Below are 12,055 nucleotides of genomic sequence, written 5' to 3'. Positions count from 1 at the left end.
CTCGTCTGCGCAAGCAGGCGAATAAGGAGTGATACCTGTGTCAGCACAAGTTAGAGAGATTGAGACGATAGAACAATGGCAGCAGACGCTGGAAGGCTCCGCCGACCGTCCGGTTGTTGTATTCAAGCACAGCACAACCTGTCCGGTCAGCGCGAACGCGCTGCGTGAGTTCAATGAATACCTGGAGGCCAGCCCGCGCCAGGATGCCGATTATGTCCTCGTGAAGGTGATCGAATCCCGTCCGGTGTCGAACCAGATTGCCGAGGATGTTGCCGTGAAGCATGAATCCCCGCAGATTATTCTGGTGGAGAAGAATGCCAAGGTGTGGACGGCTTCCCACTGGGCCATTACGAATGAGCATATTAAGGCTGTATTGGACTAGCTTAGAGGACACAACAGGCTGCAGAACCGCTGGCTTTCGCTTGATCGCGCGAGGGCTGGCGGTTTTTTTTATTCAACGAAGAGGTGCCCTGTTCCCAGATTATATATATAATGGAGAAGTACTTATTATAGCTTGCGAGAGGAATGATGTGGAATGTTCGGCAAAATAGCAGCAGATGTGCTCGGAATCAGTGACGTAGGTGCGGTGATTCGCCCGGAAAACTATGACAAGGTGGATGCGGATGACTATGTGCTCCACGAGGATCAGGAAAAAATCTTCTTCCTCATTAAGTCGAAGTCTGATGAATATTGCTTCACCAATCAAGCGTTGATCCATCTCGATGGCAACAGCGCGATGAGCAAGAAGCGCGTCCTGCGCCGCTACCCTTACGGTACATACAAGGTGACGAACGTCTCTCTAGAGACAGCTGGTACCGTCGACCTGGATGTGGAGATCAAGTTCTCTCTCGGCTCAGAGACGTTCACCATCGATGTGCACAAGAAGCATATCGAGGAGCTGAAGGATCTGTATAAGGCGCTGATCAAGATTGCTGAGATTACGCATGAGAACGACATTGCCCTCGACTACGCCCACCGCAGCCTCGAAGTGGCTACTACAGCTGTCTCGAACGTGCACAAGACGGAAGCGGATCTGGCCGTTCAGTTCGGAGCGATTAACAAGTCGGCGTTCGAGTGGCTGACGGCTTCGCGCAAGCAGTTCAAGGTGCGGGACTTCGGAGCGATCTTCGAGAGGTATATTAATCAGTAACTGCAGCGGAGCTGTCAGGCACGACTGTATGAAGTGAGGGCTTAGCTATGATTGTTGCATTCATTATCGGCTGTGAGATCGGCTTCTGGGTGTTCGTGCTTGGAGGGCTGGTGTGCCGGTATGTGTTCGGTTGGCGGAAGGTCGGGGCGCTGCTGCTCCTCTGCACCCCTCTGGTCGACTTGCTGCTGGCCGCGGCCACGGTCCTGGACCTGCGCCGAGGCGCGGTGGCGAGCTGGGAGCATGCGCTCTCCGCCATCTACATCGGCGTCTCGGTAGCCTATGGGCACCGCATGGTGAAGTGGGCGGATGCGAAGTTCGCCCACAGGTTCGCCGGCGGCCCGGCGCTGCCGCCCCGCGTGAAGCATGGTGCAGAGCATGCCCGCGAGGAGCGGCGAGGCTGGCTGCGCCACTTGCTGGCCTGGGCTGTAGGCTGCCTGGTCCTTGTAGGCATGATTGTGATGGTAGGCGATGAGAGCCGGACCGAGAGCCTCCTCCAGACGATAGGCATCTGGTCGCTGGTGCTCGGTGCCGACTTCCTGATCTCCTTCAGCTACACGCTGTGGCCGAAGAAGGCGAAGTGCTCTGCTGCTGTGGAGGAGTAAGACTGCCCAACAGCTTATAGGGAGCTTCAGCCAACTCTAGCTATTGATTACTCAGGAGCTGCAGTTGTAAGACTTCCTAGCGGTCTTAAGTCCCCTGCTAGCTGCTGCTCTACTGGTCTTAAGACTTCCTGGCGGTCTTAACCACTTCTAGACAACCGCATTCGGGTCCTGATTGGTCAGATAAGACTTCCCAGCGGTCTTAAGTCGTTTACTAGCAGCTGCTTTATTGACTATAAGACTTCCCGGCGGTCTTAATCTCTTCCGGCAAGGCTTTGCATCACCATCATCATTGAATTTTATGAATAAAAAAGCCCGAGCATGTCCGCAGATGAAGATGGTCTGCGGACAATGCTCGGGCTTAATTCATGATGCAGTGCTGAACTACTCCATCAACTGACGGTGCAGGAATACCTCTAGCGCTCGGTAGAAGTCCAGCTGGTTCTCTATGTTGTAGAAGCCGTGGCCTTCATTCTGCTTCAGCATGTAAGGGACATCAACGCCTCGCTTCTGAAGCGCTTCGACGATCTGGTCGGATTCCGCTTGCTTGACTCTCGGGTCATTCGCCCCTTGGGCGACGAACAGCGGAGCCTTGATGTCATCCGCGCGGAACAGCGGGGAAGCCGCTTCCAGCAGCGCCTTGTCCTTCACAGGATCGCCAACCAGCGAATAGAACTTCGCTCGCTCGGACTCCCAATAAGGAGGCAGTGAATCCAGCAAGGTGAACAGATTCGACGGACCTACGTAGCTGACACCAGCTGCATAGACGTCTGGCGTGAAGGCAAGACCTGCAAGGGCAGCATAGCCGCCATAGGAAGCTCCGTAGATGGCTACGCGGTCAGGGTCCGCTATCCCCTTGCTAATCAACCATTCCACCCCGTCTGTCAGATCATCCTGCATCGCCTTGCCCCACTGCTTGGCGCTGGCTTCAATGAAGCTCTTGCCATAGCCGGTTGAGCCGCGGAAGTTCACCTGCAGCACCGCGTAGCCGCGATTAGCAAGCAGCTGCACCTCCGGATTATACCCCCATGAATCACGAGCCCACGGCCCTCCATGAGGATTCACGACAAGCGGCAGCTTGCTCGCATCAGCACCCTCTGCCCCCTTCGGAAGCGTCAAGTACCCATTCAGCTTCAACCCGTCGCGCGCCTCGAAGGTAATCGGCTGCTGATCTCCCATCTCACTCTTCTTCATCCATGGCGATACGTCAGCAATCAGCTCCAGCTTGTTCGCTGCCAGGTCATAGAAGTAGTAAGTACCCATTGACTTATCATCGTAGGCATAGATCATGACCTTGCCATCCCGCTCCGTATTCTGGAAGGAGATGCTCTGCCCAGGCAACAGGGCCTGCAACGCCTTATACTGCTTCTCTAGCTCCGTGTCAAAAAAGTGATACTGAAGCTTGTCCGTCTCGTAGACAACTGCTGCAATCGTCTGCTTCTTCGGGGATGGCAGGAAGCTGGAGACATCCACCTCAGCATGCTCATACACCGTCTTCACCGTCTGCTTGGCAGCCGGGTCGAACTCGACGATCGCCGACTTGTCACGACCGATATTGCTGGCCGCATAGAGGCGCTTGTTGTCATAAGTGAACATAATCGGTGCGAACGTATCTCCGAGGTCGGTCGTTAACAGCGGCGCGAACGGCTGCTCTTCAGTCTCCCTATAGAGCAGAGACGACACATTGCCGTCGCTGGCAATCGCAATTCGCAGCTTGCCTTGATGGTCGGTGAGCCAGCCGCTAATATTGCCCGGATTCTCAGCGGAGAGCGTAAGCTTGCCCGTCGCGATGTTCAGTCGGTACACGTCGAAGAACTGCGGGTTCCGCTTGTTCAGGCCGATGAGAATCTCATCGGGCAGCTCGTCCAGCGGATCTACGAGGATCGCTCTCGTATTCTTGAATGGCGTAAGATCCTTGTTATCGGTGCCATCTACATTAATGCTGTACAGATGGTAATTCTCATCCCCGCCGCTATCCTGAGGGTAGATGAGCTTGGAATCATTCGCCCAGGCGAATCCCATGATGTCATGGTCCTTGGCGCTAGTTACTCGCACAGCTTCCTCCTCTCCAAGCTTCTTGACGAAGATATTCAGCCGATTATTATAAGGCTGCAGGAAGGCCATCTGCTTGCCGTCTGGAGACACTTGGAAGCCGAACTGGGAAGGCTGTCCGATGAAGTGCTCGATCGGGAGTACACCCTCTCGCCTGATATCAAGCTGCAAGGCGCGGTACAGCCATAGATCGAATTGTTCATTCGTGACGGCTGTCTTAGGACCGAATGCCGTGCCGTCCACGATGAAGTGCTGCTTCATTCGAACCGCATCGGCTTGATGCGGCTTCGCAATCTTGGCCGCATCCGCATACTTCACCTGAATGCCATTGTCATGCAAGGCGAAGGCGCGGCTGAGCAGTGAAGCGAGCTGCTCACGCGTAATCTGAGCGGCTGGCTTGAAGCCAGTCGTACCGCCCTTAATGACGCCGGCTGCTCTCAAGGCATAGATAGAGCCGGCTGCTGGAGCGGACGCCGGAACATCTGCGAAGCCTTGCAAGTCAGCTGGCTTCGACGGCGGCTTAAGCTGCAGCGCTCTCGCCAGCACGACAGCAGCTTGTCCGCGTGTAATGGCTGCCTGCAGGTTGTCCCGCGAGTCGGCGGGATCGTCGAACGCATTAATCGCTTCGACAGCAATGGCCGCCTTCTTCGCAGCTGCTGCTTCAGCAGCCGGGTTTGCGGCAGGCTTAACAGCTGATGTGCCTGCGGATGTGCTCGCAGCCGAGACGGCTGCTGGCTGAACCGCGGGTACCGCAGTCAGAATAGCAAGGATGAGCAGAAGCGATGAGACCATTCGTGTGCTGCGCTTACGGCTTGTATTGCCGTTCGAGCGCGGGGTGTGAGGTGTGAGCTGAATCATAGATGGTTGAGCTCCTCTCCAATATTTGACATGCTTCTCTATTGTAGCAGATCGGCTGGAGATTGAATGGGAAATTTGGAATATTTCATAATATTTTATGACTAGGCTAATAGAACCAAGTACCTCATCAACGAGCTGTCCGGCTCGCAATTGGGAACAGATAGGAGTACCATTAGAGGTGACAGATTCGCACTCGGACCTCTTATTCCTACACACAAGGAAGTGAACTAGCATGGAATACTCCTGGAAGCGCAACTTGATTGTGCTGTGGATTGGCGTCTTCTTCTGCAGCTCGGCTTATTCGATCTCCATCCCATTCATCCCTATCTTCATGAGAACAGAGCTGGGCATCCACTCTCATCTGGAGTTGTGGGCAGGCATCGCCTTCGGCATCACCTTCCTCGCCAGCGCGCTCATTGCGCCCTATTGGGGCTCCCTGTCGGACAAGTACGGCCGCAAGCCGATGCTCATTCGCTCTGGCTTTAGCTTAGCTGTCCTCTATGTGCTCACTTACTTCGTGCATGACCCCTACTGGTTCTTGGTGCTGCGCGTGTTCCAAGGATTGCTGGCGGGGTATGTGCCAGCCTCCATTGCCCTCGTGGCGACGAATACACCGGAGGACAAGACCGGATATGCCTTGGGTATCATGGCAACGTCCGGAGCAACCGGCGGCATCATGGGGCCCGTGATTGGGGGAGTGGTGAGTACGTATATGGGGAACCGGGAGGCATTTATTTTCTCAGGGGGAATTGTGCTCGTATCTGCTCTCATTGCGGTCTTCTTCGTGAAGGAGCAGCCGTTCAACCGTTCCGCCGTCCGCTCCCATGTATTCGACGATCTGAAGCTCGCTCTAGCCAACCGTTCCTTCACGCTGCTGCTCGTCATGGCCGGCATTACGCAATTCTCCGTCATGATCCTCGAGCCGCTCATCACCGTCTATGTGCTGCATCTGGGCGGGGACACAAGCGCGGCGTCGCTCCAGTCAGGCATCGTGTTCTCTGCCGTAGGCATTGCGACCCTGCTCGCCGCTCCACAGTGGGGCAAGCTGGGGGCAAGGATTGGGTATACGAAGGTGCTGTTCATCGGCTTGCTTGGCGGCGGAATCGGCAACATCCTGCAATTCTTCGTCAGTGACTATGTGGAATTCGGTGTCCTGCGATTCATCTATGGACTAGCGTTCGCGGCGGTATTCCCGGCAATCAACGCCATGATTGTGAGAGTAACCGACAGCTCGTTCCGCGGGCGGGCCTTCTCCCTGAATCAGTCGTCCACTCAGCTAGCCACGATGTTCGGACCGATTATCGGCGGGGTCATGGGCGGCCTCATCCCCATCCGCTGGATCTTCGTGGTCAACGGCGTGCTGTTGGTCAGCGCCGCGATGCTGACGCAAGGCCGCCGGATGGAGCAGCTGCGCGAGGAAGGGTAGGCTCACCCTGCCCTCACATCCGTCTAGGAGCCGGCAAGCCAAGCACCTCTAGCGCATCTTGCAGCGTACGCTGAGCTTGCTGCGTCAGCCATAGCCGAGAGGCTCTTCGAGCCCCTTCTTCCTTCAGTATTGGACAGGCCGCGTAGTAATGGTTGAACAACGAGGCAAGCTCATACGCATAGGAGCAGATTGGAGTCGGTGACAGCTCTGCGGCTGCAGCTTGCAGAACCTCCGGCCAATAGGCGAGATGGCGCAGCAGATTATGCTCTTGCTGCTGCAGTCCGGCAAGCCATACATCATCAGCCTGCAGCGGTTCTCCATTCCCCTTGTCCAGGAGGCTGCAAGCACGTGCATGGGTATAGAGCAGATACACGCCCGTGTTGCCCGAGATCTCCGTCGCCTGCTCGGTATCGAATACTACCTCGGTCTGCAGGTGGAAGCGGAGCAGATAATAACGGATTGCCGCAGCAGCAATGACGCGGCTCGATAGCCCTGCACGGCGCGAGCGCTTCTGACTGACAACCCGCTCCATCCCATCTAGAATTGCTGCCACCTTAATGCCAATTCCCTGCCTTCCGGACATCGGGTAGGAGCTCCTTCCCTCCGATATATCTATTCCCAGCTCCAGCGCTGTTGCAGGGCTGAGGGATACGACGCCATAGCTGACATGCTGAAGCTTGCTCGCTTCACTCTCATAACCGAGCGCTAGCAGAGCTTGCTTCACCATCGCTTGAGGGTACTCCTGCCGATGATCAATGACGTTAATGACTCTATCTGCATGGCCGACCTTGCGGCGAGCTCCCTCTGCGCTAGTAGACCAGAGACGATCCCCGAACCTGCGATACCGGAAGTCTCTCTGCAGCTTGCCGAACTTCCACAGATGGTAGGCAATATCCTTGGCCGTATAGGTCAGAATGCCGTTCGAGCGCACTAGCACCTTGTCCGCGTGATGCTGATGCTGCTGATTTTGACCCGGCTGATTCTGCTGTTCCTGCTGATGCTGCTGATCCTGCGACTCACCGTCCACCTGCGGCTCTTCATCCGAGCTGCCCCTAGGCTGCTTCAGCACCCAGCACCCAGACAGCTTCCCAGCCGTCTCTTGGTGCATAACCTCCGTTCCCCGCAGCTGCTCGAACGTCTCCGTCCACAGCCCTTCCCTGAGAATACTGCTCTCCCATACGAGGACATCGTACCGTATACCGAATGCCTTCATCTCCACCACGTGCTCCGTTACAATTCTCTCGGCTACTAGCTGTCCCAGCCAAGCGATGTTGTTGTCTCCTTCCTCCAGTTGATGGAGGACTCGCGTCCGTTCCTGCTGCAGGCTGCTGTCCTCCTGATAGGCCCGATTGACCTTCGCATAAGTATCCCAGCAGAAGTCTCCGAACCTCCTGTGAGCCTCCTCCGTCTTCGTGTGCAGCATGCCAACAACCGTATCCGCCAGCTGATTGCCCAAGTCGTCAATATAGTTGTGCACCTCGACGCGATGCCCCGCCCTCTTCAGCATTCTGGCCAGCGTGTCCCCAATGCAGGAATTCCGCAGGTGCCCGATGTGCGCAGACTTGTTCGGGTTAATGGAAGTATGTTCAATGAGCACCTTCTCGTGCGCGACCGACTCCATCCTTGTCGGCTCCTCCGTCTCCCCCGCCCATGACTGCCAATGGCGATGCAGATTAATGAACCCAGGCTGAGCCACCTCAATCCGGTGAAAAGCACCCCGAAGCCTCACATCGCTCCATAGCTGCTCACGAATATCCTGCGCGATGAGCAGCGGTGCGCGCTTCACATGCCGAGCGAGCTGCATGGCAACGTTCAGACTGTACTCCCCGTGCTCGCTGCTTGCCGGATGCTCCGCCTTAATGGTTAGATCAGCTGGCAGGGTGACACCTGCCGAATCGCATAGGTCTTGTGCAATTTGCTTGGTTAGCGTCATGACATGTTGGATTAGCATGCGGATGTTCAGCTCCTTATTATGTAATGTATTAGCACCGCCAACGTAAAAAAAGCCCCCGTCTCCATATAAGAGACGAGAGCTGTTCATTCCCGCGGTACCACTCTAAGTGCCAGCCGCTGCCCCAGAGGCATGACCGACCACTCCATTGTTGTAACGGTCTACTTGACCGGAATCGTCTACCCCCTAACGGCTCGACGACTCATCTCCTGGGCCCGCTTCATTCGTAAGCTCCGTACCGGCTTCCACTCCCCCGGCTCGCTGCGACTATCGCTTATGAACTACTGTCCCAATCCTCGATGCTTGATTATTTAGTTGACAGAATATTTAGATATATTTATACAGCGTAGCGGCATTGGTGTCAAGAGTAGAAGATGTGAATACAGTTCGGTCTTCATGAAAAATTAGAAAATTCTTCATTGAACATCGGGACAAGACTCTGTATGATTAGTACGATAATCCAAATTCAGGGAGTGGCCCATCATGAGAAAGCTAATAAACGTTGCCTTATCTGCACTCTTAATTTCCGCTTTTTCACTAAGCACTGTTGTGCTGAAGGCTGAGGCCGCATCGAAGGTGACCGAATTCAAGAACTGCACGGAGCTGAACAAATACTACCAGGGCGGCGTGGCTATGTCTTCATCCGTGAAGAACAAAGGCGGCAAGACGAAGTATAAGCCTTTTGCATCCAAGGATCTCTATGAGGCTAACAAGAAGAGTGATCGAGACAAGGATCTCATTGCTTGTGAACGATAGAATAACTGCCCCAGGGAATAGAGCCGGTCTTGCCGGCTCTATTGCTATATATAGGAGTGGTGAACCAGCAACTAACTCACCTCCGCTTGCGTCTAATAATTAGACGTTAGTCAGCTCACTATCCGGAGGTGTCCACGATGAGAAGACGCATGATACTCCGCCCTGCTCTACTCCTGCTGACGGCGGCAGCGCTCATTGCCGTAAGCTTGCTGCTGCTCCTGCGGCCGGCATACCCTTACAGTCTGCTGGGATACCCAGCTCTTCCTATAGACGGGCTTAAGCCTAGATCCGTCGCCGCCATATTAGATAGCGGTGAAGAGGCTAAGCTGGTGAAGCTCACCTCCACGGGGACGGAGGAGTGGTATGGTTACAAGGGCAAGAACGAGGACAAGAGCAAGGGCAAGGGCAGCGAGACCTCAGACAGCGAAGCGCTCATTAGTCATATGAAGAAGCAAGGCTGGACGTACAAGGAACAGAATGGGGCTGGGTACTTTTTTCATAATGAAGAGGGCGGTTCAAGGATTGTAACGAGTCAGCAGTGGACGAGCAGGTACGTCCTGTACAAGGTGCATCCGCCTAGCTAAGGAGCTGCAGGAGCAGGGGCTGGGCGGGGACGTTTTCTTTATCTTGATTTTACAAGGCAAATTGTTAAGTCGTATAATAGAAGTTATCAGCCTGAATAGTTATGGTCATTAATGGTATAGAAGGGAATGATGCAAGCATGAACAAGACGGACGGGCAGAATCCAAGCCAGACCCCGAATGCAACGTCAACGAACCAGACTCAGAACCGTAGATTGCACGAGACCGACACCCGGCGCGAGCTGGAGGCGCTCATCGAGTCCAAGGAGTTCATGGTGATGGGGAAGCGCACGACCATCTGCTTGCTGAGTCTCCATAACGGGATAGAGGTAGTGGGCAAGTCCAGATTGATCGACTACGCACACTTCAACAAGGATATCGGCGAATATTATGCGTTCGAGGATGCCTTGAACGAGCTGCGGAAGATCGCCGGCATGATAGAGATTCTGGAGTCACGTCGTCCGAAGAACACGATATAATGGATATACCAATGACCTCTATATCGCTCAGAGCAGCCTGCTATGAGTGAAGTAGGGGTCATTCTGACATCTATAGCACTCTCGGCTGGCAGCTTGGAGTGAAGTACCTCATAGAGCGTGATGAGGAGACCCTTACAGCTGCCGAGCGGTGTTGCTTGCGGTGCTGCAAGGGTCATGAGGACCCTTGCAGCTGCTGTTCGGGGTTACTTGGAGTGCTGCAAGGGTCGTGGGGACCCTTACAGCTGCCGAGCGGGGTTGCTTGCGGTGCTGCAAGGGTCGTGGGCACCCTTACAGCTGCCGAGCGGGGTTACTTGGAGTGCTGCAAGGGTCGTGGGGACCCTTACAGCTGCCGATCGGGGTTACTTGGACTGCTGCAAGGGTCATGGGGACCCTTGCAGCTGCCGACCTGGGTTACTTGGAGTGCTGCTCTATACCAAAGTGATGCCCCAGAAGCCAGGCTTCTGGGGCACCACTTTTCGTGCAGCTATTCAGCTCTGTACTATACCTACGGCTTACGGCTTATACACCCAGTCGTCGAGCTGGAAGTCCTTCTTAATAATGCCGTTGTCGAACAAGTACTTCTTCGTCCCTTCCAGCAGCTGCAGACCGTCAGCCGGCACCAGCTCTGTCGGCCACTGGCTAATCTCGAAGGATGCCTTCACGATGTCCACGGGGAAGCCCGAAGCCTCGGCATACAGCGTATAGAATTCATCCGGTGATGCCTGAATCTCCTTAACCGCTTGCTGGCGAATGCCGTTCCAGATCTCGACGATAGCCGAATTGTCCTTCAGATACTCCTCTGTGACAACCGTTACGCTGGAGCCGCGCAGGCTCGGATGGTCCTTGGCCTGGTCAATGGCCTTGTATCCCTTGCTAATGAGCAGCGGACCGAAGCCTGTCGGATACGCATAGGCGGCGATATCTCCTCGAGCTAGAGCAGCTTCACCGTCGGGCGGCAGCAGATGCACCACCTTCACATCCTTCTCCAGCCCCTTCTCCAGCAGCAGTCCTCGCAAGTAGCGGCTCATATAGGAGCCGTCCGCAGTTGCGATCTTCTTGCCCTTCAGCTCCTCCACCGTCTGCGGACCGTCCGCCTTAGCAATCAGCCACGCATTCATGCCGGATTGAGCAATGTTGATTAGCTTGGTCTTCAGTCCAACTGATCTCGCGTTGATGGCAGGCGTATCGCCATAGATGCCAATATCCAGCGCTCCGCCAGCTAGCGCTTCGTTCAAGTTCGGCCCATTCGGGAACGACTTAATGGTAATCTCAGTAACACCGTGCTTCCGCAGCTCAGAGTCCAGATACCCCTTCTGCTGTGCCCAGCCTTCCGCGCCTGTAATCGTGCCCTTGTTATTAGCGGAGATATATCCGATACGCAGCTTCGGCGCCAGAGGAGCAGGAGCAGATGCATCGGCAGACGGACTAGGTGCAGACGAAGAGTCCGCACTCACGGTGGCATCAGGAGAGACACTCTCCTTAGGCGTGCCAGCAGCCGGCTTATTATTATCGGACCCGCAGCCGGCGGCAATTACGGTGAATACAGTCATAATCAACAGTAGAGCTATTCCACTTAAGCGCAGCTTGTTCTTCATTCTCTATAACCCCCATCAGATCTGTTCACATCGTTCATTGGTATTAATGCCCCTGCATCCTTCGGAAAACAACATAAGACCCGTCGGAAGAAGCCGTCGACTTCCTCCCAATCCCCCAGCCTACGCTGTCGCGGTAGGAACCGATGAGCCCGCTCGCAACAAGCTCCGGCTCCGTAACTGAAGCCGCCTGCTCGGCAAGCGGCGAGACGAACAACGCGTCGGTCGGGCAGTACAGCTCGCACATGAAGCAGGTCTGGCAGTCAGACTTGCGTGCAATAGTCGGCACTTCCCCAGGGGCGCTCGCAGGATCGAATACATTCGTCGGGCACACGGACACGCATTGGTTGCAATCTACGCAGCGTTCCTTGCTTAGAATCTCAATCATGAGCCTACCGCCTCCTTGAGTGACGCGCCTGATTGCCCTGCTGCCGCTGAGCCTCCCGCGTCCATTGCCGGACCGCGTGATACCCCGGCGCCTACTGCAACACCGCCCTCGGCACCGTACTCGTCGTCCCTCTCCGGACCGCGTGATACCCCGGCGCCTGCTGTGTCCGCCGCCAATTCCGGCTGTACCCACAGCTGCTCGAGCCCGCCGCTTAGTATTCTCC

Annotated in this window: 12 protein-coding genes; 7 read left to right on the top strand and 5 right to left on the bottom strand. The window is 55.4% G+C overall.

Annotated features, from left to right (window positions below):
- Window positions 1-37: 37 nt before the first annotated feature.
- The 3 genes from ytxJ (at window position 38) to ACFO9Q_RS03730 (ending at window position 1,752) form a co-directional block, all read left to right on the top strand.
- Complete coding sequence (gene ytxJ, locus ACFO9Q_RS03740) at window positions 38-382, top strand: bacillithiol system redox-active protein YtxJ (protein WP_379178823.1); 345 nt, start codon at window positions 38-40, stop codon at window positions 380-382.
- 153 nt (window positions 383-535) lie between these two features.
- A complete protein-coding gene (locus ACFO9Q_RS03735; protein ID WP_379178821.1) occupies window positions 536-1,150 on the top strand; it encodes a PH domain-containing protein in 615 nt (204 codons plus the stop codon).
- Window positions 1,151-1,197: 47 nt separating this feature from the next.
- Window positions 1,198-1,752, top strand: coding sequence for a hypothetical protein (locus ACFO9Q_RS03730; RefSeq protein ID WP_379178819.1), 555 nt, complete (start codon window positions 1,198-1,200; stop codon window positions 1,750-1,752).
- Window positions 1,753-2,133: 381 nt separating this feature from the next.
- Here the strand turns inward: ACFO9Q_RS03730 and ACFO9Q_RS03725 are convergent, their stop codons facing one another.
- Window positions 2,134-4,659 carry an alpha/beta fold hydrolase gene (locus tag ACFO9Q_RS03725; RefSeq protein ID WP_379178817.1) on the bottom strand — a complete coding sequence of 842 codons (2,526 nt, stop codon included), beginning with the start codon at window positions 4,657-4,659 and terminating at the stop codon, window positions 2,134-2,136.
- Window positions 4,660-4,891: 232 nt separating this feature from the next.
- On the opposite strand from ACFO9Q_RS03725, the gene ACFO9Q_RS03720 reads away from it, so the two are divergent.
- Complete coding sequence (locus tag ACFO9Q_RS03720; protein ID WP_379178814.1) at window positions 4,892-6,085, top strand: MFS transporter; 1,194 nt, start codon at window positions 4,892-4,894, stop codon at window positions 6,083-6,085.
- A gap of 13 nt (window positions 6,086-6,098) precedes the next feature.
- Here the strand turns inward: ACFO9Q_RS03720 and ACFO9Q_RS03715 are convergent, their stop codons facing one another.
- Window positions 6,099-8,036, bottom strand: a complete 1,938-nt coding sequence (locus tag ACFO9Q_RS03715; protein ID WP_379178812.1) for an arginine--tRNA ligase — start codon at window positions 8,034-8,036, stop codon at window positions 6,099-6,101.
- Window positions 8,037-8,519: 483 nt separating this feature from the next.
- Here ACFO9Q_RS03715 and ACFO9Q_RS03710 point away from each other — a divergent pair, with 483 nt between their 5' ends.
- The 3 genes from ACFO9Q_RS03710 to ACFO9Q_RS03700 all read left to right on the top strand — a co-directional run bounded on the left by ACFO9Q_RS03710 (window position 8,520) and on the right by ACFO9Q_RS03700 (window position 9,852).
- The gene (locus ACFO9Q_RS03710) at window positions 8,520-8,792 is read left to right on the top strand and encodes an excalibur calcium-binding domain-containing protein (protein WP_379178810.1); all 273 of its coding nucleotides are present in this window, start codon (window positions 8,520-8,522) and stop codon (window positions 8,790-8,792) included.
- A 137-nt stretch (window positions 8,793-8,929) separates the two neighbouring features.
- A complete protein-coding gene (locus ACFO9Q_RS03705; protein WP_379178808.1) occupies window positions 8,930-9,376 on the top strand; it encodes a hypothetical protein in 447 nt (148 codons plus the stop codon).
- A gap of 137 nt (window positions 9,377-9,513) precedes the next feature.
- Window positions 9,514-9,852 carry a Gp49 family protein gene (locus ACFO9Q_RS03700; protein WP_379178806.1) on the top strand — a complete coding sequence of 113 codons (339 nt, stop codon included), beginning with the start codon at window positions 9,514-9,516 and terminating at the stop codon, window positions 9,850-9,852.
- 512 nt (window positions 9,853-10,364) lie between these two features.
- On the opposite strand, the gene ACFO9Q_RS03695 is transcribed toward ACFO9Q_RS03700, so the two are convergent.
- Genes ACFO9Q_RS03695 through ACFO9Q_RS03685 form a run of 3 tightly spaced genes read right to left on the bottom strand, consistent with a single transcriptional unit; the run spans window position 10,365 to window position 12,008 of the window.
- The gene (locus ACFO9Q_RS03695; RefSeq protein ID WP_379178803.1) at window positions 10,365-11,447 is read right to left on the bottom strand and encodes an ABC transporter substrate-binding protein; all 1,083 of its coding nucleotides are present in this window, start codon (window positions 11,445-11,447) and stop codon (window positions 10,365-10,367) included.
- A gap of 43 nt (window positions 11,448-11,490) precedes the next feature.
- Complete coding sequence (locus ACFO9Q_RS03690; RefSeq protein WP_379178800.1) at window positions 11,491-11,832, bottom strand: 4Fe-4S binding protein; 342 nt, start codon at window positions 11,830-11,832, stop codon at window positions 11,491-11,493.
- Window positions 11,829-12,008, bottom strand: coding sequence for a hypothetical protein (locus tag ACFO9Q_RS03685; RefSeq protein WP_379178798.1), 180 nt, complete (start codon window positions 12,006-12,008; stop codon window positions 11,829-11,831). Before ACFO9Q_RS03685 ends, ACFO9Q_RS03690 begins: the two co-directional genes overlap by 4 nt.
- Window positions 12,009-12,055: the final 47 nt, after the last annotated feature.

The sequence above is a fragment of the Paenibacillus sp. GCM10023252 genome, from assembly GCF_042653305.1.
Classification (GTDB): domain Bacteria; phylum Bacillota; class Bacilli; order Paenibacillales; family Paenibacillaceae; genus Pristimantibacillus.
Note: the sequence above shows the minus strand (reverse complement) of the source record. Positions and strands in the feature narration are given on the sequence as shown.